Annotated in this window: 16 protein-coding genes and 1 pseudogene; 4 read left to right on the top strand and 13 right to left on the bottom strand. The window is 70.0% G+C overall.

From position 1 onward, the window contains the following. Positions 1-230: 230 nt before the first annotated feature. Complete coding sequence (locus tag U9R90_RS09750) at positions 231-1,613, top strand: L-serine ammonia-lyase (protein WP_411055995.1); 1,383 nt, start codon at positions 231-233, stop codon at positions 1,611-1,613. Between the two features lie 18 nt (positions 1,614-1,631). Here U9R90_RS09750 and U9R90_RS09755 read toward each other — a convergent pair whose 3' ends face one another. From U9R90_RS09755 to U9R90_RS09800, 10 genes and pseudogenes are all read right to left on the bottom strand, one after another. Continuing rightward, the gene (locus tag U9R90_RS09755) at positions 1,632-2,102 is read right to left on the bottom strand and encodes an SRPBCC family protein (RefSeq protein WP_411055996.1); all 471 of its coding nucleotides are present in this window, start codon (positions 2,100-2,102) and stop codon (positions 1,632-1,634) included. A gap of 227 nt (positions 2,103-2,329) precedes the next feature. After that, positions 2,330-3,724 carry a PLP-dependent aminotransferase family protein gene (locus U9R90_RS09760; RefSeq protein ID WP_411055997.1) on the bottom strand — a complete coding sequence of 465 codons (1,395 nt, stop codon included), beginning with the start codon at positions 3,722-3,724 and terminating at the stop codon, positions 2,330-2,332. A gap of 61 nt (positions 3,725-3,785) precedes the next feature. Next, positions 3,786-4,289 carry a nucleoside deaminase gene (locus tag U9R90_RS09765; protein WP_411055998.1) on the bottom strand — a complete coding sequence of 168 codons (504 nt, stop codon included), beginning with the start codon at positions 4,287-4,289 and terminating at the stop codon, positions 3,786-3,788. Between the two features lie 74 nt (positions 4,290-4,363). After that, the gene (pucD, locus tag U9R90_RS09770) at positions 4,364-6,712 is read right to left on the bottom strand and encodes a xanthine dehydrogenase subunit D (protein ID WP_411055999.1); all 2,349 of its coding nucleotides are present in this window, start codon (positions 6,710-6,712) and stop codon (positions 4,364-4,366) included. 112 nt (positions 6,713-6,824) lie between these two features. Further along, positions 6,825-7,427, bottom strand: coding sequence for a (2Fe-2S)-binding protein (locus U9R90_RS09775; protein WP_411056000.1), 603 nt, complete (start codon positions 7,425-7,427; stop codon positions 6,825-6,827). A 2-nt stretch (positions 7,428-7,429) separates the two neighbouring features. Then, entirely contained in the window at positions 7,430-8,329 is a 900-nt protein-coding gene (locus U9R90_RS09780; RefSeq protein ID WP_411056001.1) for an FAD binding domain-containing protein, read from the bottom strand. Between the two features lie 313 nt (positions 8,330-8,642). Further along, positions 8,643-9,278, bottom strand: a pseudogene (locus U9R90_RS09785) (histidine phosphatase family protein); the annotation flags it as partial. Between the two features lie 138 nt (positions 9,279-9,416). Further along, positions 9,417-11,216: a carbamoyltransferase gene (locus tag U9R90_RS09790; RefSeq protein ID WP_411056002.1), complete on the bottom strand. Its 1,800-nt coding sequence runs from the start codon at positions 11,214-11,216 to the stop codon at positions 9,417-9,419. A gap of 10 nt (positions 11,217-11,226) precedes the next feature. Continuing rightward, positions 11,227-12,342 carry an NAD(P)/FAD-dependent oxidoreductase gene (locus U9R90_RS09795; protein ID WP_411056003.1) on the bottom strand — a complete coding sequence of 372 codons (1,116 nt, stop codon included), beginning with the start codon at positions 12,340-12,342 and terminating at the stop codon, positions 11,227-11,229. Next, complete coding sequence (locus U9R90_RS09800; RefSeq protein WP_411056004.1) at positions 12,339-13,307, bottom strand: hypothetical protein; 969 nt, start codon at positions 13,305-13,307, stop codon at positions 12,339-12,341. The genes U9R90_RS09795 and U9R90_RS09800 overlap by 4 nt, the downstream gene beginning before the upstream one ends. A gap of 419 nt (positions 13,308-13,726) precedes the next feature. On the opposite strand from U9R90_RS09800, the gene U9R90_RS09805 reads away from it, so the two are divergent. Continuing rightward, positions 13,727-15,082 carry a DUF2254 domain-containing protein gene (locus tag U9R90_RS09805; protein ID WP_411056005.1) on the top strand — a complete coding sequence of 452 codons (1,356 nt, stop codon included), beginning with the start codon at positions 13,727-13,729 and terminating at the stop codon, positions 15,080-15,082. A 160-nt stretch (positions 15,083-15,242) separates the two neighbouring features. Here the strand turns inward: U9R90_RS09805 and U9R90_RS09810 are convergent, their stop codons facing one another. From U9R90_RS09810 to U9R90_RS09820, 3 genes are all read right to left on the bottom strand, one after another. Beyond that, positions 15,243-16,544 (bottom strand): SufS family cysteine desulfurase, encoded by a 1,302-nt coding sequence (locus U9R90_RS09810; protein WP_411056006.1) that lies wholly within the window; start codon positions 16,542-16,544, stop codon positions 15,243-15,245. Beyond that, the gene (locus U9R90_RS09815) at positions 16,531-17,910 is read right to left on the bottom strand and encodes a family 2B encapsulin nanocompartment shell protein (RefSeq protein WP_411056007.1); all 1,380 of its coding nucleotides are present in this window, start codon (positions 17,908-17,910) and stop codon (positions 16,531-16,533) included. Before U9R90_RS09815 ends, U9R90_RS09810 begins: the two co-directional genes overlap by 14 nt. Before the next feature lie 280 nt (positions 17,911-18,190). Then, positions 18,191-19,213 carry a zinc-dependent alcohol dehydrogenase family protein gene (locus tag U9R90_RS09820; RefSeq protein WP_411056008.1) on the bottom strand — a complete coding sequence of 341 codons (1,023 nt, stop codon included), beginning with the start codon at positions 19,211-19,213 and terminating at the stop codon, positions 18,191-18,193. Between the two features lie 101 nt (positions 19,214-19,314). Here U9R90_RS09820 and U9R90_RS09825 point away from each other — a divergent pair, with 101 nt between their 5' ends. Both U9R90_RS09825 and U9R90_RS09830 read left to right on the top strand, forming a co-directional pair. After that, a complete protein-coding gene (locus U9R90_RS09825; protein ID WP_411056009.1) occupies positions 19,315-20,244 on the top strand; it encodes an AraC family transcriptional regulator in 930 nt (309 codons plus the stop codon). Between the two features lie 56 nt (positions 20,245-20,300). Then, positions 20,301-20,960, top strand: coding sequence for a GNAT family N-acetyltransferase (locus U9R90_RS09830; RefSeq protein ID WP_411056010.1), 660 nt, complete (start codon positions 20,301-20,303; stop codon positions 20,958-20,960). Positions 20,961-21,071 lie beyond the last annotated feature (111 nt).

Genomic DNA, 21,071 nt, shown 5'->3' on the forward strand with positions numbered 1-21,071 from the left:
GTGCGCCGCTTCTGGGGCCCGGCCCGCGGGCGTCCACGGGCCGGGCCCCTCGCCGTACTCCACCCTCCATACCCCATGCCGCAAATCGGCGCTTGTCGGGAGTTTCCCCGCGCGCGTTACGCTCGAATGCCGGACACCATCCGCGAAGGGTGGAGACAGTCCGCGCACCTCACGAGTCGCCTTCTGCCCCGCCCCGCACACCCCACGAGCAGACAAGGGAGTCCGCCACCGTGGCCATCTCCGTATTCGACCTCTTCTCCATCGGCATCGGCCCGTCCTCGTCCCACACGGTCGGCCCGATGCGGGCCGCCCGGATGTTCGTGGGCCGCCTGAAGAAGGACGGTCTGCTCGCCGAAACCGGCTCGGTGCGCGCCGAGCTCTTCGGCTCGCTGGGCGCCACCGGACACGGCCACGGCACGCCCAAGGCCGTACTCCTGGGCCTGGAGGGCCACTCCCCGCGTACCGTCGACGTGGAGAGCGCCGACGACGAGGTCGCGCGCATCCGCTCCACCGGCAGGCTGCGGCTGATGGGCGCGGAGATAGGCGACGCCCACGAGATCGACTTCGACGAGCCGAACCAGCTGATCCTGCACCGCCGCCGGGCGCTGCCGTACCACGCCAACGGCATGACGCTCTTCGCGTACGACGCCGCCGGCACCCCGCTCCTGGAGAAGACGTACTACTCGGTGGGCGGCGGCTTCGTCGTCGACGAGGACGCGGTCGGCGAGGACCGGATCAAGCTGGACGACACCGTCCTGAAGTACCCCTTCCGCAGCGGCGACGAGATGCTGCGCCTGGCCCAGGAAACCGGCCTGTCGATCTCCTCCCTCATGCTGGAGAACGAGAAGGCCTGGCGCACCGAGGACGAGATCCGCGAGGGCCTGCTGGAGATCTGGCGGGTCATGCAGGCCTGCGTCTCGCGTGGCATGTCCCGGGAGGGCATCCTGCCGGGCGGCCTGAAGGTACGCCGCCGCGCCGCGTCCTCCGCCCGCCAGCTGCGCGCCGACGGCGACCCGATCCTGCACCGCAGCGAGTGGACGACGATCTACGCGATGGCGGTCAACGAGGAGAACGCGGCGGGTGGCCGGGTGGTGACCGCCCCGACCAACGGCGCCGCGGGCGTCCTGCCCGCCGTCCTGCACTACTACATGCACTTCGTGCCCGGCGCCGACGAGGACGGCATCGTCCGCTTCCTGCTCGCGGCCGGCGCCATCGGCATGCTCTTCAAGGAGAACGCCTCCATCTCCGGCGCCGAGGTCGGCTGCCAGGGCGAGGTCGGCTCGGCCTGCTCGATGGCCGCGGGCGCGCTGGCCGAGGTGCTCGGCGGCACCCCGGAGCAGGTGGAGAACGCCGCCGAGATCGGCATGGAGCACAACCTGGGCCTGACCTGCGACCCGGTCGGCGGCCTGGTCCAGATCCCGTGCATCGAGCGGAACGGCATGGCGGCGGTCAAGGCGGTCACCGCGGCGCGGATGGCGATGCGCGGCGACGGCAGCCACAAGGTGTCCCTCGACAAGGTCATCAAGACCATGAAGGAGACCGGCGCCGACATGAAGGTCAAGTACAAGGAGACGGCCCGCGGCGGGCTCGCGGTCAACGTCATCGAGTGCTGACGGCGTGACGCCAGGCGGCTACGGCTTCGGCGATGCGAAATAGTCCCGCACGGCGTCGGTCTGCTTCTCCATCATGGCAATGATCCCCTCGACGACTTCGGGGTCGGCGTCGTCGGCGATCGTCAGCTCTCGTGACCACTCGAAGAAGCTGCGGTCCGGATCGTTGGTGATCGGCCGGACGCGAACCGTGGCGACGTAGCCGTCGACGCCCGTCGTCGGCGCGACGGCTCGGTAGGTCTGGGACCGCTCCAGCTCGTTGCGTCCGGCGACCTCCTGCTGGACCAGGCCGTCGCAGAACACCAGCGTGAAGTCATAGCGCGACGGCACCCGTTCGAGCGCGCCGCCTTCGGCCCAGCGCACGTCCTTCGCCGCGTCTCCGGACACGATCTTCACCACCTTCATGGGGTCGCGGACCTCGGTCCAGACGGCGTCCGGATCGGCGTCGACGATCGTCGAGTGGTGCATCGTGTGCTTCCGCTGGATCGCCACGAGAACTCCTTGTCAGACTTGTCAGGCGGGGAAAGTCCCTTGCTCCGTTGCAAGTTGTGTGAGGAGTACACAGCCAACCGGGTGGAGTCAGATAGGGGTGGAAGACATGAAGACATCCGCAGGCTGAGACGACTCTTCGTAGACTCCTACAAGATCCGGTCCACGCTCGAAACCCACCGCCTGGCACGGGAGTTGGTGGTTCGCGCGTCGACAGCGCGGAGCGCCGATCACCGTGCGCTGAGAACGGCGCCGAGTTCCCGCAGCGCCTCGGCCACCCCGGACAGGGGTAGATGGGCGTGCCCGACGACCAGTGCGGGCGCCTCCACGCGGGGTACGACGCCGAACGCCGCGCCGCCGCGCACCAGGACCCCGCGGCGCAGCGCACCGTCCACCAGCGCCGCCTCGTCGGTATGCGCGGGGAGACGGACGTGGGCGTGCAGGCCTGCGGCGGGTCCGAGTACCATCGCGCCGGGCAACTGGGCCGACACGGCCTCCCCGAGGAGCCGTCGCCGGGCGGCGCACTTCTGGCTGAGCCTGCGCAGATGCCGGTCGAAGAGCCCGCTGCGCAGCAGGTCCGCCAGGGCGAGCTGGGTGAACGACTCGGTGCCGAGGTCGTGCCGGGCGCGTACCCGCAGCAGCCGGTGCAGCAGCTTCTCGGGGGCGGTGAGCCAGCCCAGCCGCAGGCCGGGGCCGAGGATCTTGCTCGCGGTGCCGGCGTAGATCACCCGGTCGGGCGCCAGTCGTTGCAGGGCCAGCGGCCGAGGGCGCTCGTCGTCGTACCAGAGCCCGCCGTCGTAGTCGTCCTCGATCACCCAGCCGTCGACGGCACGCGCCCACTGTACGAGCGCTGCACGGCGGCGGTCGGAGAGCACGGCTCCGGTCGGGAACTGATGGGCCGGGGTGACGAGGACGGCGCGTGCCGAGGTCGCCGCCAGGGCGTCGACGTCGATGCCCTCGTCGTCCACCGGCACCGGCACCACGCGTATGCCGCTGTCCTGGACAAAGCGGCGTTGGCCCGGATGGCAGGGGTCCTCGACGGCCAGTTCCGTGCGGCCCGTCGCGGGCAGCTCGGCGCATAACAGGGCCAGAGCCTGGGCGAATCCGCCCACCACGAGCATGGTGCTCGGCGTCGCCCGCACCCCGCGGAGCCGTCCGAGGTAGCGGGCGAGTTCGACGCGCAGCTCCGGTTCGCCCGCGAGGGGCGGATAGGAGGTGCCAAGCGGCCGCGGGGACCGTAACACCCGCTGATAGGCCGTCAGCCACTCCCCGCGCGGCACGCCGGGGGCGTTGTGACCGCCGGGTCGCAGGTCCCAGCGCACCGTGGGTACCCGGCCCTCGTCCAGCAGGGCCGGCACGACCGCGTCACGGGACAGATGGCCCGTGACCCGGGTGCCGGCACCCCGCGCTGCCTCCAGATACCCCTCCGCGGCGAGCTGCGCGTACGACTCGACCACCACGCTGCGGGAGACGCCGAGGTCCTTGGCGAGCCGTCGGGTGGCGGGCAGCCGGGTGCCGGGGTGCAGGGTTCCCTGCTGGATCTCCCGCTTGATGGACCTCTGTATCTGCGAGGTGAGGGATCCATCGGAATCCCGGGAGATGGTCAACGCCAGGTGCAGGGCCATGAGTACTCCAGCCGTAGTTCGTGATCATCGAACGCACTCACAGCCGCACTGCACCGGGTTGTCAGTAGTCGATACGGTCGGACTTGGCCAGCCAGGCGTCGAACGGCGCCGTACGGTTCGGCAGGTCCAGCTGCTCGATCGACGCCGGCCACATCGACGCGGGCCGCTTCTCGAACAGGTCGTAGAACTTGCGGTCGTCGAAACCGGCCACCGCGGCATCGTCCCGATCGGCGGCGAAGACGATCCGGTCGACTCGCGCCCACAGCGCGGAGGAAAGGCACATCGGGCACGGCTCACACGAGGTGATCAGGACGCAGCCCTGGAGCGAGAAGGTGCCCAGTTCCTTGCAGGCGGCGCGCATCGCGCTCACCTCGGCGTGCGCGGTCGGGTCCAGGGTCGCGGTGACCTGGTTGTTCCCGATGGCGACGACCTTGCCGTCCTTGGCGACCAGTGCGCCGAACGGACCGCCGCCGTTCGCCACGCTGTTGGTGGCCAGGCTGATCGCCTGGTCCATCCAGGCGCGCTCGAGTTCCTGGATGCTCGGCTCTTGGGTGTGCGTAGTCACGGTTACTCCTTATTCGGAAGTGGTGGGGGGCAGCTTTCGGAAGTGGTGAGGGCAGCTTTCGGGAGCGGTGGGGGTCAGCGCGGCTCGACGCCGCAGATGTGCTCCGGTGAGACCGGGGTGTGGGTCAGGTCCAGCCCCGTCGCGTTGCGGATGGCGTTCACGACCGCGGGGGTGGCGGAAATGGTGGGCGGCTCGCCGACACCGCGCACGCCGTACGGCGAGTTCGGGTCGGCCCTCTCGATCACGTCCACCGTCATCGGCGGCGTGTCCAGAATGGTCGGGATCAGGTAGTCGGTGAACGACGGGTTGCGGATCTTGCCGTCCTTGACCTTGATCTCCTCCATCACGGCAAGGCCCATTCCCTGGGTGGAACCACCCTGGATCTGGCCGATCACGGCGTCGGGGTTGATCGCCTTGCCGACGTCCTGCGCGCAGTCCAGCTGGATGACCTTGACCAGACCGAGCTCGGCGTCCACCTCGACGACCGCGCGGTGCGCGGCGTAGGCGTGCTGGACGTGCACCCGCTTGCTCTGGCCGGTGACCGGGTCCATCGGGTAGGTCCGCAGGTGGTGGTACTCGCGGGTCTCCTCGATCACGTCGTCGCCGAGGACCTCCTCGACCGCGGCGAGAGCGCCGTCGGCCGCGGACACGACCTTGCCGCCCTTGAGGGACAGATCGGTCTGCGTCCAGCCGAACTTGTCGCGGCCCAACCGGAAGAGGGCCTCGCGCACGGCCTCACAGACGGTCTTGACGGCACCGCCGGTGATGTACGTCTGGCGGGAAGCCGAACTCGAACCCGCGTCACCGACGTTGGTGTCGGCCGGGGCGACGGTCACCCGCTCCACGCCGAGTTCGCTGCGGACGATCTGCTGCTTCATGGTGATCAGGCCCTGCCCGACCTCGGCCGCCGCGGTGTGCACCAGCGCGACCGGCTCGCCACCGATGGCCTGCAGCCGCACCCGCGCCGTGGAGTAGTCGTCGACGCCTTCCGCGTACGAGACGTTCTTGATGATCACGGCGTAGCCGACGCCCCGGACAACGCCCTCACCGTGCGAGGTATTGGACAGACCACCCGGCAGGCCGCGGACGTCGGCCTGGCCGTCGGCGGTCTTCCAGGCGTCCTGGGGTGGCAGCGGCATGTCCTTGAGGCGCTGCAGCAGCTCGGCGACCGGCGCGGGCGAGTCAAGGACCTGCCCGGTGTGCATGGTCGAGCCCTGGGAGACGGCGTTGAGCTGACGCAGCTCCACCGGGTCCATGTCGAGCGCCTTGGCGAGCTTGTCCATCTGGGACTCGTAGGCGTATCCGGGCTGTACGGCGCCGAGGCCACGCATCGCGCCGCACGGCGGGTTGTTCGTGTAGAGGCCCCAACCCTCGATCTTGACGTTGGGTACCTCGTACGGTCCGACGGCCAGCGAAGTGGCGTTGCTGACCACGACGGGGGTCTTGGAGGCGTACGCGCCGCCGTCGAAGTACATCTTCGCCTTGACGTAGACGAGCTTGCCGTCCTTGGTCGCGCCGTGCTCGTAGTACATCTTCGCCGGGTGCCGGTGTACGTGGCCGTAGAAGGACTCTTCGCGGTTGTAGACCATCTTCACCGGCTTGCCGGTGTGCAGCGCCAGCATGCAGGCGTGGATCTGCATGGACAGGTCCTCGCGGCCGCCGAAGGCACCGCCGACACCGGACATGGTGAAGCGCACCTTCTCGACCGGGAGGCCGAGCGCCCGCGCCGTCTGCTTCTGGTCCACGTGCAGCCACTGGGTGGCGAGGAACAGGTCGACCCCGCCGTCCTCGGCCGGGATGGCCAGACCGGACTCCGGACCGAGGAACGCCTGGTCCTGCATGCCCATGGTGTACACATCGGACACCACGACGTCGGCCGTGGCCTCCGGGTCGCCGCTGATGATCGGCTGATAGCGCACCACGTTGCCCCCGGGGTGCTCGGGGTGCAGCTTGGGCAGCGTGTCGTCGTGCGCGGCCCGCTCCGGGTCGGTGATCGGCTCAAGTACGTCGTAGTCGACCACGATCTTCGCCAGCGCGCGCCGGGCCGTCTCCGGGTGGTCGGCGGCGACGAGGGCAACCGGCTCACCCTTGTAGCGCACGATGTCCGAGGCGAGCGCCGGCGTGTCGGCGACCTTCAGGCCGTAGACGTTCTCGCCGGGGACGTCCTCGTGGGTCAGCACCGCGTACACGCCGGGGTGCTTGACGGCCTCGGTGATGTCGATCGAGTTGATCCGCGCATAGGGGTGCGGGCTGCGCAGCGTCCCGCCCCAGAGCATGTCCTCCGCCCAGAGATCCGAGGAGTAGGCGAACTCACCGTTCACCTTGAGCGTTCCGTCCGGTCGCAGCGGGCTGTCGCCGATGCCGCCGGTGATCGACTCGTTGAGGTCCTGTGGGGTGCGGGCGGGAGAAGGCTGGTTGGTCATCAGGAAGCCTCCGCTGTCTGGTTACTCGGCAGCCAGATCTGGGCCATGTGGGTTGCAGCCGAGTGGGTTGCAGCCGAGTGGGTGTTCACCAGGCCCGGGGTGACCAGTTCGCTCATGCCGGGGCCCCTCCCGCATGGGTCTTGGCCTGGCGGGTGGCCGCCAGGCGGACCGCGTCGAGGATCTTTTCGTAGCCGGTGCAGCGGCAGAGGTTGCCGGAGAGGGCCTCGCGGATGTCGGCGTCGGACGGTGCGGCGTTGCGCTCCAGGAGCGCGTCGGCCTGGACCAGCAGGCCGGGGGTGCAGAAACCGCACTGGACGGCGCCGGCGTCGAGGAACGCCTGCTGGATCGGGGCGAGCTCGCTGGCCTCGCCGGTCTGGCTGTCGGTGCCGGTGGCCTGCCACTGCTGCGCGGCGTCGAGTGAGGTGCCGCAGGCGCCGGTGCCGCAGCCGCCGTGCGCGTCGCGGTGTTGGGCGTAGTCGGCCAGGCCCTCGACGGTGACGACCTCGCGGCCCTCGGCCTGACCGGCCGCGACCAGACAGGAACAGACCGGCACACCGTCCAGACGGACCGTGCAGGAGCCGCATTCGCCCTGCTCACAGGCGTTCTTCGAGCCCGGCAGGCCGATGCGCTCACGCAGCACGTACAGGAGGCTCTCGCCTTCCCAGACGTCGTCGGCTTCCTGCGGGCGGCCGTTGACCGTGAAATTGACGCGCATGGCTATGCAGCTCCTTCGTGGGCGCCGCGGCCGTGACAGTCGCGGTAGGACTCCCAGGTCCACATCAAGGTGCGGCGGGCCATCACGCCGACCGCGTGCCGCCGGTAGTCGGCGCTGCCGCGCACGTCGTCGATCGGGTTGCAGGCGCCTGCGGCGAGCCGCGCGAACTCCTTCGCGACCGACGGGGTGATGATCTTGCCGGTGTCCCAGAAGCCGCCCTCCGCCAGCGCCGCGTTCAGGAACTCCTCGGCCTCCTTCGCCCGGATGGGGGTCGGGGCGGCGGAGCCGATGCCGGTGCGCACCGTGCGGGTCGTGGGGTGCAGGGCCAGGGCGAACGCGCAGACCGCGATGACCATCGCATTCCGCGTGCCGACCTTGGCGAACTGCTGCGGGCCGTCCGCCCTGGGGATGTGCACGGCCTTGATCAGCTCGTCCGGCTCCAGGGCGTTGCGCTTGACGCCCGTATAGAACGCGTCGATCGGGATCAGCCGCGCCCCGCGGGCCTGCGACTCCACCTCGACGTCCGCCCCCGAGGCCAGCAGCGCCGGATGGGAGTCCCCGGCCGGTGAGGCGCAGCCCAGGTTGCCGCCGACGCCGCCCCGGTTGCGGATCTGCGGCGAGGCCACCGTGTGCGCGGCCAGCGCCAGACCCGGCAGCTCGGCCCGCAGATTCTCCATGATCTTCGTGTACGGGACGGATGGACCCAGGACGACCTTCTCCTGGCCGACCGTCCACGCGCCCAGCGCGCTGATCCGGTTCAGGTCCAGGAGGTACTCCGGGCGCCGGTGGTCAAAGTTGATCTCGACCATCACATCGGTGCCACCCGCGATCGGCACAGCCGTGGGGTGCGCGGCCTTGGCGGCCAGCGCCTCCTCCCAGCTGGCGGGGCGAAGGAAGTCCATGTGGGGCTCTCTTCCATCGGAGTCGGGTCGTTCGGATCGAGCATTTCGAGCCAGGGCCCGACGTCCGTTCCGTGACTCGTTCACGTGCTGTTCACGCGGAATAGCGCAAGTACACCCGCCCGCCCCAGCCCGTGGTCAGTCACCGAAACCATGAAGGAGTTGCCTGGTCATCTGGTCCATCTTGTAGATTCGTATGAAAGGCGATCCTCAGTAACCCCAGCGCTTTCCGACCGAAACGTCCGGCGCAGGTCAGCGACATGATCAAGACAGAAACGGCGGTGGGGCGCCAGGTCCCTGCCATCGCCAGCAGGGCTCACCACAGGTGCGATGTGTCGTTGAGCGACCGCACCGACGCACTCCCCTTCGCGTAGTACGCAACCGCCGACACCGAGGCCGCCGCGACCTCCATCCGGAACAACGACTCCGGCGGCGCGCCGAGCGCCAACCGGACCAGCTGCCTCACCGGCACCACATGCGAGACGACCAGCACGGTCTGCCCCGCGTACCGCGCCAGCAGCTTGTCCCGTGACAGCGCCACCCGCCGCGCCACGTCGTCGAGGGACTCGCCGCCCGACGGTGCTGCCGTCGGCGATCGCAGCCAGGCCGCCAGCTCGTCCGGGTGGCGCTGCCGCACCTCGGCGTACGTCAGCCCTTCCCAGGCCCCGAAGTCCGCCTCCCGCAGTTCCTCGTCGACTCGTACGTCGAGCCCCAGCCGTACGGCCGCCGCCTCGGCGGTCTCCCGGCAGCGCCGCAGCGGTGAGGCCACGACCGCCCGTACCGTCCCGCGCGCCGCGAGCATCGCCGCGGCCGCCTCGGCCTGCCGCCGCCCGGCCGCCGACAGCGACGGGTCGCCGCCACTGCCGGAGAAGCGCTTCTCCGGCGTCAGTGCCGTCTCCCCGTGCCGCATCAGTACGAGAGTGGTGGGCGTGCCCAGGTCGGCGAGCCCGGCCGGGGCGGGCTCGGACTCCTTGAGGTCCTCAGGCTGTTCAGTATGCGCGGCGTTCAAGCGGGCTGCTCCTGGGTGAGGTGGGCGGACACACGCGTCGCCGGGACGTCATGCAAGACGTCCCGGCGACGCGTACGAAGGTCAGGCGGAGGTGTCGGCCTTCCTGACGAGGTAGTTGCCGAGCATGAGGTAATCGATCTCCGTGCCGAGGAAGCACTTCAGCGCGTCGGCCGGTGTGCAGACGATCGGCTCGCCCGCCACGTTGAACGAGGTGTTGAGCAGACAGGGAACGTCGGTCAGTGCGGTGAACCGGCGCAACAGAGCCGCCAGCCGCGGGGTGTCCTGATCGGTGATCGTCTGCACTCTGGAGGTGCCGTCCACATGGGTCGCCCCCGGGAGCACGTCGTGGAATTCCGGCCGCACCGGGAACACGAACGTCATATACGGCGAACGGGTCTTGCGGCCCATCTCGAAGATCTTCGGCGCGTCCGACTCAAGCACGATCGGTGCGAACGGGCGGAACGGTTCGCGGTGCTTGACCCTCGTATTGATGACATCCTTGATGTCCGGGAAATTCGGGTTCGCAAGGATACTGCGGTGCCCCAGTGCCCGAGGGCCATGCTCGATCCGGCCCTCGTACCAGCCGATGACCACCTTCTCGGTGAGCAGTTTCGCCACCTGATCGACGACCGCGTCGTCGCTCAGCCTGCTCCATTCCACGCGATCGCCGAACTCCCGTAGGGCCTGCTCGATCGTCGAGTCGTCGTATTCCGGTCCGAGATACGGAGTGACCCGCGGCGCGGACTTCTTCTTGTCGGCGCTGTCCGGGTGACTGACCCAGGCCTGGACCGCGGCGCCGATGACGATGCCGGTGTCGCTGGCGCCGAAACTCACGTCCATGTCGTCGAACCGCGACCCCTCAAGCAGCGGAGTGTTGTTGAGGCAGTTCAGCGCCACGCCGCCTTCGAACAGCAGGTGGTTCAGATCCGTCTTGGCCTCCAGCGCGCGGAGCTGGTGGCTCGTGACGACGGTCAGCATCTCCTGTGCCGCGGCGGCCACCTTGGCCTTGTACTCCAGGGTGTCCTGCACAGGACCGAAATACTGCTCGAACAGGGGCTCGAAGCTACGGGGGTTGTCCGTCTCAAGAGGCCTGCGGAACGTGTATCGCCCGTCCTCGTGCAGTTCGACGATGTGCTCAAGGAACGGGTTCGGCGCTGGGGGCTCGGCGAATCCGGCCAGGCCCATGATCTTGTACTCGTCATTGTTGGGCACGAAGCCCAGGAATCGCGTAATCGCGGCGAACAGGAGCCCGATCGAATACTCCGCGCCGATGGTCGACTCGTCGAAGACGCGGATCCGGCCGTCGCGGATTTCCCCGATCAGCGACGAGAACCGCTCGGCACGGCCGTCACTGATGAGGAACGCGCTGTCCTTCATACCCGCCATGTAGTAGCCGGTCATCGCGTGGGCGAAGTGGTGCGGTACGAACACCACCTTGTCCGGATCGGGAGTGAAACCGGTACGTGCGGCGAAGTCGGCGAGGATCGCTTCGGGGCTGACGACCTCGGCGAACAGCTTGCGCATGCTGCTCACCAGGTATCCCCGCGCCGAGGGTTCCATCGGCGCCGACGTGATATCGGACAGCAGCTGGTCCTGGACCTCGGCGGACCAGTTCCAGGGGATCGCGATCCGGTCGATGTCGGAGAACCGCAACCCCGCGTGTTCCAGGCACCACTTCACCGAGTTGACCGGGAAGTCGGTGGTCTTCTTCTCCCGGTTGAGCCGCTCTTCCTCCACGGCAGCGACCAGCTCGCCGTCCACCAGCAGCGATGCACCCGAGTCGTGGCCGAGGAGGTAGTGCTTTTCGGTTCCGACCGCGCCGAAGTTCTCGGCGAAGAATTCCGAGACGCGAGTGAAACCGTTCCACCCCAAGACAATCATGAGATTTTCCTTACGAAGGCATCGGTGGCTGTACGACCGCGGGGAAGCGGTCGACGGAGAGGCCGGCCGCGTCGGTCCAGGGCTCCTTGTCGAGGCAGAGGTCGCGGACGATCTCTCCGGCCGCGGGTGCCTGGCACAGTCCCTGGCCGGAGAATCCCGCCGCGTAGAGGAAGGGACGGGAGGGGTCCCGGCCGATGAAGGCGCTCCCGTCCGGGCTGGCGTCGAGGGATCCGCTCCACCCGCGGTGAATGCGGCTGCCGGCGAGGTCCGGGTAGGTGGTGCCGAGTTGGTGCGACAGCCGCTGGAGCCAGACCTCCCGCGATTCGTCCTGCTCGGGGCGGCCCATCCCGACGAGGATGCGGTCCTTCCAGGCGCGGATCCGCAGACTGGAGGGGTGCAGGGTCATCGGCAGGGTGGTGAGAGGGGCGGCGGGCGGGTCGGTGAGGAGCAGTTCGATGGGGTCCGGAGTCACCGGGAGGTGGACGTCGGCCATGGCGCCGACCGTCCCCGACCAGGGGCCGGCCGCGCAGACCACGGTGTCGGCGCGGATGCTGCCCGTGGGGGTGTGGACCCGCCCGTCGGGGTCGACGCCGGTGACGGGTGTCTCCGTACGCAGGATGGCGCCGGCCTCCTGCGCGGCAGCGGCGTAGCCGCGCACGATGGCGGCGGGGTCGCAGGAGTAGGCCTCGGGTGACCAGGCTGCCGCCAGGATGGTGCGCTCGTCGAGCAGCGGGTTGAGTCGCGCCGCCTCGGACGCGGACACGAGCTCGACGTCCACGCCTGCGGCCTGCTGGGCGGCTTGGTCGCGTCGGAACTCCTCCACCTGGTGCTCTTCGGTGAACAGCACCAGGAAGCCAACACGCCGCAGGCCGAGTGGAGTTCCGGTCCGCTCGGCAAAGGCGTGATACGCCGCCGCGCTACGGACGGCAAGGCTCCCGGTACGGGCGTCGCCGGGAAAGTAGGTACGCACCACGCCCGCGGTGGCCGCGGACGCCCCCGACCCGAGCGTGCCGCGCTCCAGCAGGACGGTGCCGACACCGGCCTCGGCGAGATGGCACGCGATCGAGGTGCCGATGACTCCCGCGCCGATGACGACGGCGTCCGCGCGTTCGGGCAGAGCGGTCACGACTGCTGACTCGCTTCGGCGAGGGGCTGCTGGCGCAGGTGGTCACCGGCGTCCCACGGGAACAGGTGCAGGTTCCAGCCACCCAGGCAGTTGATGTAGAGGGCCATCTGACTCGCCACGGCCAGGAAGTCCTCGCGGTCGAGCTGGTCGAGGCAGGACAGGAAGCGCTGGGTGAAGGCCCACAGGTTCTCCAGGCCGCAGTAGCCCAGGAACTCGGCCGGGATACCGATCAACAGGCGGGCCATCTGGCGCAGCGAGTCGATCGGCATGTCCGCGACCACGGCCCGTACCAGGCCGCCGTAGGTGGCGTATCCCAGCGGGCGGGTCTCACCGTTGACGAACAAGAGGGTGGGCAGAACCGTCTCGAAGCTCCCGGCCCCGGATGCGATCCGTCCCTCGTGCAGATCGGCGAGCTCGGGGGGTCCGGACAGCCAGATCCGCTCGGTCTCGGTGTATACGTCGTGGATCAGCTGGTTCGCGTCGGGGTCGGCCGCGGTCAGCCGGGGGATGCGGTGACCGCCTGCCGTGCCCGCCTTACGGACCTCCACCAGGGCCGGCTTCTTCGTCGAATAGACCGAATCCCATACCGCCTGTGCGGCCTCGATGAGACCCGGCATATCCTCCGGCCGGATCTGGCCCACGGGAGATGCCGGCATCGGTTCGGTCAACGTGCCGTACTTGATGCCCACATGCTGCAGCGCGGAACAGAAAACCGTCCCGTCGGGCGCCTCGCGCCGGTCAGCGATCTTGTAGGACGCGGGCGTATGCAGCAGCGAGGGAATCGGTGCCGCGTGATACAGGTGCTCGCCCGCCACCAGCGCGTGCCCCTGCAGACTCCGATAGGGCAACGCGTCCCACAGCGCGTCGGCCAGCGCGGGGTTGCGATCGTCGAGTTCCGCGGTAACGGTGATACCCAGATCGGGCCAGGCGATCTCAATACTCCGGCCGGAAAACGTGTCAGTCAAGGCTTTCTCCTTCGTTCGGCGAGATGTCAGGAGTGCAAGCACAATCCCCGTTGCTTAGTTGCAACTTGAGGGAGTACACAGCCAACTCACCGGAATCAGCTAGGAGTTGAAGACACGAAAACACCGCCAGGCCGAGACCGGCTCTTCGTAGACTTCTACAAAATCCGGCCCGCTCGTGATGTCACCCCTGGTTAACGCTGATGCCGGCGTACTTGGACCGTGTTTTCACCGCGGAATTGGTCTGTTGGACCGGGCTCGGCACGCACAAACTGAGCTGCGGCAACGTCCGGTGCCGACTAGAAGAATTCACGTCCAGCACGTCCAGCACGTCCCGAGGACCTGCGCGGCGGCGACCGGAGGCACAACGCCCGGGTCGTCCGCGAGGTGCCGGAATCGCACCGCATAGTTACGTTTGGGACATGGGTCGTGGGAAGTGGTACCTCACGCGCCGTCGGCTGCGCGCGCCCCGCATCTGGCCGCTGCCGGTCGTCCTGCTGGGTGTGGGCCTCTTCCTGTCCTGGTTGTTCCCGCTGATCGACCGCGAGGTCACCTATCTGGAGCACGAACTCGGCGAGACCTTCTTCCGCTATCTGGACGCCGGTTCGATGGCCACCCTGCTCTCCGCCGTCGCGGGGGGCATGATCACCCTGACCGGTCTGGTCTTCACGGCGATCACCCTGGCCATGCAGTTCGGGGGCTCGCAGCTGTCGGTGCGCGTGGTGCCGATGCTGCAGCAGGACTGGGTGATGCGCTGGGCGATGGGCACCTTCATGGCGACGTTCGTCTACACCCTGATGATCTCGGTGCGGCTCGCGGTGGGCCAGGAGGACTACCGGCCGGTGATCTCGATGTTCTTCGCCATCCTGCTCTCCGTGGTCTGCGCGGTGCTGTTCTTCGCGCTCGTGGCACGGGTGACGAGCACGCTGAACTCGGGGCAGTTGCTGCGCCATCTCGCCGCCGAGGGGCGCAGGGCGGTCGATCGTACGCATCCGGGATACGTGGCCGGGGAGCCGGCCGCCGAGGCCTCCCCCGGGCTCGCCGACCCACCCGCCGCGCCGGAGGTGATCCGGCTCGGCGCACCGCCCAGGCGCGGCCAGATCCTGATCGCCTGCCACGAGGAGGGGCTGGAGCGGCTGGCCCGCAGGACCGGCGCGCGTATCCAGCTCGTCCCGGTGTTCGGCGACTTCGTCGCCCAGGAGGCTCCGCTGTTCCTCGTCCATCCGGGCGCGAAACCGGTCCGTCGCGAGGACCTGACGCGCTGTCTGCTGTTCGGTGCCACGTACAGCGCGGGTATCGACCCGGCCGGGGCGCTGCGCTCGTTCGTCGACATCGCGCTCAAGGCGCTGTCCCCCGGCATCAACGATCCGGGGCGCGCCGTGCAGTGCCTCGACCACATCGAGGACCTGCTGGTGCTGATCGCGCCCCGGCTCGCGGTGCGGCGGGTGACCGGCGAACCGGCCGCGTTCCGGCACCGGACCCGCTCCTGGGCCGACTACGTGTGTATCGCCACCGACGAGATCCGGCACTTCGGGGCCACCTCGGTCCAGGTGCAGCGGCGGCTGCGCGCGCTGTACGCCACGGTCGCCGAGGCCTGTACGCGGGAGCAGGTGGCCCCGCTGCGGTCGCGGCTCGCGACGATGGACGCCGAGGTCTTCGGGCAGTGGCCGCAGGAGCTCGACCGCGGACTGGCCCGCCGCCCTGACTCGCAGGGCCTGGGCACCGAGAACGGCGACACGGTGGGCGGGGTGCGGGGGGTGCCCGGCGGTCCCGCGTAGGGCCCGCCGGGGCGATGGGCCGGGGTCTACCGGTCGGCTGCCGCGCACGCCTTCTCGGGCTCGTCGAGCGGCTCGGCCCCCCGCTCGGTATGCGGCCCCGCCTCGGCGGGCGGTCCGNCCCCCCCCCCCCCCCCCCCCCCCCCAGCGCGGGGAGGCGCCGTCAACCGGCCTGCTGCCGCAGGCGGCTGAGGGATGAGACCAGGGTGTCCACCTCCTCAGGTGTGTTGTAGAGCGCGAACGACGCACGGGCCGCGCTCTCAAGGCCGAAGTGCCGCAGCGCGGGCTGCGCGCAGTGGTGCCCGGCTCGGATGGCGATCCCGTCCCGGTCGAGCCATTCGGCCACGGTCGACGGGTCGACACCGGCGAGGGTGAAGGTCAGGACGGCGATACGCTCCGGGGCCGAGCCCAGCAGTTCGAGGCCGGGCACGGCGGAGAGTGCCTGCTGGGCGTAGTCCATCAGCGCGGTCTCGTACGCCACGACGGCGTCCCGGTCCAGCGCGCCGAGCCACTTCAGCGCGGAGAGCAGCCCGACGACCCCGGCGATATGGCCGGTGCCCGCCTCGAAGCGGTGCGGGACGGGCGCGTACGTCGTCTCACCGAAGTCGACCGACTCGATCATGTTGCCGCCGCCCTGCCAGGGGCGCATCCCCGCCAGCAGCTCCGGCTTGCCGTACAGCGCGCCGATGCCCGTCGGGGCGAACAGCTTGTGCCCGGAGAACACGTAGAAGTCGGCGTCCAACTCCTGGACGTCCACCGGGAAGTGGGCGACGGCCTGGGCGCCGTCGACAAGGACGGTGGCCGAGTACCGGTGCGCCAGCGCGATCATCTCGCGCAGCGGCGGCACGGTGCCCAGCACGTTCGACGCGTGGCTGACGGCGACCAGTTGGGTCCGGTACGAGAGCAGATCGGCGTACGCGTCCTGGTCGATCGTGCCGTCCGCGAGCAGCGGTACCGGGACCACCCGCGCCCCGCGCTCCTTGGCGATCAGCTGCCAGGGGACGATGTTGGAGTGGTGTTCCAGGACGGGGACCAGGATCTCGTCGCCGGGGCCCAGGTTGTCCCGGCCCCAGCTCTGCGCCACCAGGTTGATCGCCTCGGTGGTGCCCCGGGTGAAGACGATCTCCTCGGGGGACGGGGCGCCGAGGAACGCGGCGACGGCGGTCCGGCTCTCCTCGAAGAGCGCGGTCGCCTCGCGGGCCATGGTGTGCGCGCCGCGGTGGATGTTGGAGTTCGCGACGCCGTAGTACGCGCCGAGCGCCTCGATCACCTGGCGCGGCTTCTGGGTGGTGGCGCCGTTGTCCAGCCAGACCAGCGGATGGCCGTTGACGGGCCGGTGCAGCACCGGGAAGTCGTGCCGTACGGCCTCGGCGTCGAAGGGCGCACCCACGGCGCCGGGGCTCGTCGTCCCGGTGAGCAGGGTGTCCGCGCTCGGCACACGGGAGCCGACTTCAGGAGTAGTCATGGTACTTGGACACCTCGACGTTCTTCAGGACCGCGACCGCGTCCTCGACCAGCACCGCGGTGTTGAAGTACGCCGTCATCAGGTATGAGGTGATGGCCTTCTGGTCGGTCCCCATGTTCCGCATGGACAGGCCGGGTTCGACCTCGTCCGGGACCGCCGCCGGGCGCAGCCCGACCACGCCCTGCTCCGCCTCGCCCATGCGCATCAGCAGGATCTCCGTCGTACCGAGACCGCCCCCTCCGCTGAACCGCACCTTGTCGGACGGCAGCAGCGGCACCCCGCGCCAGGTCAGCAGCGGGCTGCCGAACCGGCTGTCGGTCACCGGGGGCACCCCGCGCCGGGTGCACTCGCGGCCGAACGCGGCGATCGCCTTGGGGTGGGCGAGGAAGTAGCCGGGCTGCTTCCAGACCCTGGTCAGCAGCTCGTCCAGGTCGTCGGGGGTGGGTGCGCCGGTACGCGTCTGGACGCGCTGGCCGGGCGCGACGTTGTTGAAGAGCCCGAACTCGGGGTGGTTGAGCATCAGGTTCTCCTGGCGCTCGCGCAGCGCCTGGATGGTCAGGTGCGCCTGTGCCCGGGTCTGGTCCGTGGGCTCGTTGTAGAGGTCGGCGACGCGGGTGTGCAGCCGCAGCACGGTCTGCGCGAGGCTCATGTGGTACTCGCGCGGCGCGCCCTCGTACTCGGCGTAGGTGCCCGGGAGTTCGAGCTCCCCGACATGCCCGCCGGAGAGCTCGATGGGCATCTCGGCGCCGGGCACCTCGCCGTTGGCGCTGTACTCCTCCATGGCGCCGCGCAGCGCTTCGTCCCGCTCGGTCAGCGTGGCGAGGGAGGCGCGGTCGACACACAGCGCCACGCCCGCGGTGAGGGCCTGCACCCGGTAGGGCAGCGGCTGGGCGCGAGTCCAGCTGTCCAGGTCGAAGAACTGCCCGTCGCCGATGACCTCGACCAGGGCGTCCTCGCCGTACCGCCCGGTGACGCGCTTCTCGGCGCGCCCGCGCACCAGGATCCACAGCCGGTCGGCGACGTCGCCCTCCGACGCGAGCGTCTCCCCCGCGTCGAAGCTGACCGCGGTGAACCGCTGGGCCAGCTCGGCGAGTAACTCCGCGTCGGCGTCCCGCAGATAGGGCACCTCACGGAGGTCATCGGGTACCACGGCGTGGCTGCCGTTCTCGCTGTAGGTCGCGATCCGGTCGTCGCCGATCTGGAAGCTGAGGCGACGGTTGACCCGGTAGACGCCGGACTCGACGTCCACCCAGGACATCGCGCGGAGCAGATAGCGCGGGGTGATGCCGCGCATCTGCGGGGTGGTCTTGGTGGTCGTGGCCAGTTGCCGTGCGGCGTCCGGGCCGAGTGTCAACCGATCGCTCATGCGTACTCCTCAGGGGGTGGCGCGGAAGGACGAGGCGATCGTTGTGACGACCGAAGCGCGACACAAGGCGACACTTCAGTTCACCGGCCGGAAACATTCGCGACCGATAGATACCTGAATTAATCGAGGAATTGACTATTTAGCCGCTGTACATGGCGTATGCCCAGGTCCCCACCCCGCGGCCACCCCTACGCCGCCGACGCCGCACCCCTCACACCCGGCACACCTTGCCTCCGGGACAAGGGGCTCACTTTGGCGAATCCGCACCGGGAGCACGCGCTCAGTCCAGGCTGACCACGATCTTGCCGGTGTGCCGGTTGGCCTCCAGCAGCCGGTGGGCGTCCGGCATCCGCTCCAGGCCGTGCAGGACCTCGCCGACGACCGGCCGGAAGGTGCCGTCCCGCAGCCCCGAGCCGATGAACGCGTCGACCCGGCGCCGCCCGGCGGCCGTGGAGGTCAGCTCCAGGTTGTTGTATCCGTGCACGCTCAGCGGCCAGTTGCGCGGCAGCAGCATCGCGCGGTCATCGAGCCAGCCGTAGACGACGACCGTCCCGGCGTGTGCCGTCGCCTGTGCCAGCTCCACCAGGCCGGGGCCACCGACCGCGTCGAAGACCAGCTCCGCGCCCTTGCCTCCGGTGAGGCGCCGGGTCTCCTTCACCACGTCCTCCTCGCCCGAGGCGATGACATGGGCGGCGCCGTTGTCGAGCAGCGCCTGGCGCTTGTCGCGGGTCCGGCTGACCGCGATCGGGACCGCCCCGATCCGGGCGGCCGTCTGCAGGGCGGCGACCCCGACTCCGCTGGAGGCCGCGGTGATCAGAACATGGTCGCCGGGACGCAGCCCGCCCGTCTCCAGCAGCCCGCCATACGCGGTGGAGTACGTCAGCCAGGTGGCGGCGGCGGTCACCGCGTCGAGCCCTTCGGGGCGCGGCACCACGGAGTCGACCGGCAGCAGCACCCGGTCGCCGTAGACGCCCTGGGCACTCATCTCGATGCCGGGCCCGGTCATCACCAGGTCGCCGACGGCGAAGGTGGTGACGCCCGCGCCGACCGCCTCGACCACGGCCGCGGCCTCGTAGCCGAGCCGGGAGCCGGGGAGGGTCGGCTGGTAGTAGTAGGTGCCCGAGCGGAAGAGGGCCTCGGCGCGATTGAGGCCCAACGCCTGGACACGCAGGAGGACTTCACCCGGCCCCGGGGCGGACAGTGGCACGTCCACCACCTTCAGGACCTCGGGTCCGCCGATCTCGTCGAAGACGACCGCCTGCGCGGTGCGGGGAACGGTACGGGTCGCGGTTTGTGTAGTCATGAACGCAACCGTAGGCACGGCACAGAAGACGCCCCATATCTCAGAATCTCCCCTCCATATCCATTCATCTCGCTTGGCGGATGCTGGACTACGGTGACGTCATGGATGTCCTCAGCGATGCCGTCGCCGCGATGCGGACCGGGCGGCCGCATTCCAACCTGACCCACAACCACGGGCCCTGGGGCATCCGCTTCCCCGCGTCGTCCGGCGCCGGGTTCCATGTGGTGCTGCGGGGTTCGGCGTGGCTGATCCGGGCCGAGCGGGGCGCGCCTCCGGTCGAACTCGCCCCCGGCGACGTGGTGTTCCTCCCGCACGGCCGCGGGCACGGTCTGGCCGGCGAACCCGGCGTACCGCTGGAGGAGTTCGCGCTGCGACCGGACGGCTCCTGGCCGCCGGCCCCGCGCCGGGCGCCCAGTGAGACAGCGCCCACCAGCGTGCTGCTGTGCGGCGCCTACCTGCTGAACAGAGCGCGCGCCCACCCGCTGCTCACCGACCTCCCCGAACTCGTGCACCTGCCGGCCAGAGTCGGCGCCCACCCCCAACTGCGCACGGCCGTCGAACTGCTCGGCAGCGAGCTCCAGGACCCGCAGCCGGGGTCGGACACGATCGTCCGGTCCCTCCTCGACACGCTCCTCCTCTACATCCTGCGCTCCTGGTGGCTGGAAGAGCGGCACGGCGGCGCACACCTCACCGGCTGGGCCGCCGCGCTCACCGACCCCGCGGTGGCGGCGGCCCTGCGCGCGGTCCACGGCGATCCGGCGCACCCCTGGACGGTCGGGGAACTGAGCGCACACGGCGGCCTGTCCCGCGCGGCGTTCGCCCGCCGCTTCACGGCCACGGTGGGCCGGCCGCCGCTCGCGTATCTCACCTGGTGGCGGATGATCACCGCGGGGAGGCTGCTGCGCGAGGCGGACGCACCGCTGCGTACGATCGCCGAACGGGCGGGTTACACCTCGGAGTTCGCCTTCGCCAAGGCGTTCAAGAGGGAGTACGGGATGGCACCGGGCCTCTACCGCAAGACCTCCGCCTGACGACAGCCGACAGCCGACAGCCGACAGCCGACGATCGACCAGAGCGGAGTACGCGAGTGCGCACAGGCCCCAGCACGCCGACGTCCCTCCGGCACATCCTCGACGCGGCGGGCCGCGGCGAGTTCCCCCCGTCCGACGGCGGCACCACGGTCGTCCCCCAGCCGAGCCACCGCGATGCCGGGGTGATCGCGTTCACCGCACACTCCGTGATCTTCACGGACGAGGACCCCGCGTGGGTCCGGGCCACCCTCGCCGCCACCGACTGCGACGACCTCGCCGCGACCATGAACGCCCGCTTCCTCACCGCCCTCATGGACCGCACCGGCCGCTCGACGGACACCATCGACGTCCTGCTCACCGCGACCCCGCTGCCCGGCGAACCCCCGCTCCCGCTCCACGAGATCGACGACCCGGATCATCCGCGCGCGGCACGGGCCCGCAAGCGCCGCGACGAGGTGCGTGTCTGGTCCGCCGACGGCGGTGTGGTCGTCCTGGGCCGGGGCGTCGCGGGCCGCTGGGAGGCGGCGATCGAGGTCGACGAGGCGGTACGCCACCGGGGCCTCGGCCGCGCCCTGGCCACGGCGGCGAGACACCTGGTCCCGCCCCGGACCCCCCTCTGGGTCCAGGTCTCCGCGGGCAACGCCCGCAGCCTGCGCGCCTTCCAGGCCGCGGGCTACCGCCCGGTCGGCTCGGAGGCGCTGCTGGCCGCGCGCTGAGGCGCCTCGCGCGTCCACACCGGGCGCGCCCTGTTTCAGCCCGGTCGGCCGGGGGACCCGGCCGGTGGCCGAGCGCCTAGCGGCGACGACCGAGCAGAGGAGAGAGGACCC

Source organism: Streptomyces sp. E11-3, assembly GCF_046540415.1.
Taxonomy (GTDB): domain Bacteria; phylum Actinomycetota; class Actinomycetes; order Streptomycetales; family Streptomycetaceae; genus Streptomyces.

What these genes read in the sequence shown, in the direction of transcription:
- U9R90_RS09810 (WP_411056006.1), bottom strand. Translation starts at nt 16,544, where the DNA reads ATGACTACTCCTGAAGTCGGCTCCCGTGTGCCGAGCGCGGACACCCTG.
- U9R90_RS09820 (WP_411056008.1), bottom strand. Translation starts at nt 19,213, where the DNA reads ATGACTACACAAACCGCGACCCGTACCGTTCCCCGCACCGCGCAGGCG.
- U9R90_RS09760 (WP_411055997.1), bottom strand. Translation starts at nt 3,724, where the DNA reads ATGGCCCTGCACCTGGCGTTGACCATCTCCCGGGATTCCGATGGATCC.
- U9R90_RS09825 (WP_411056009.1), top strand. Translation starts at nt 19,315, where the DNA reads ATGGATGTCCTCAGCGATGCCGTCGCCGCGATGCGGACCGGGCGGCCG.
- pucD (WP_411055999.1), bottom strand. Translation starts at nt 6,712, where the DNA reads ATGACCAACCAGCCTTCTCCCGCCCGCACCCCACAGGACCTCAACGAG.
- U9R90_RS09775 (WP_411056000.1), bottom strand. Translation starts at nt 7,427, where the DNA reads ATGCGCGTCAATTTCACGGTCAACGGCCGCCCGCAGGAAGCCGACGAC.
- U9R90_RS09790 (WP_411056002.1), bottom strand. Translation starts at nt 11,216, where the DNA reads ATGATTGTCTTGGGGTGGAACGGTTTCACTCGCGTCTCGGAATTCTTC.
- U9R90_RS09815 (WP_411056007.1), bottom strand. Translation starts at nt 17,910, where the DNA reads ATGAGCGATCGGTTGACACTCGGCCCGGACGCCGCACGGCAACTGGCC.
- U9R90_RS09780 (WP_411056001.1), bottom strand. Translation starts at nt 8,329, where the DNA reads ATGGACTTCCTTCGCCCCGCCAGCTGGGAGGAGGCGCTGGCCGCCAAG.
- U9R90_RS09805 (WP_411056005.1), top strand. Translation starts at nt 13,727, where the DNA reads ATGGGTCGTGGGAAGTGGTACCTCACGCGCCGTCGGCTGCGCGCGCCC.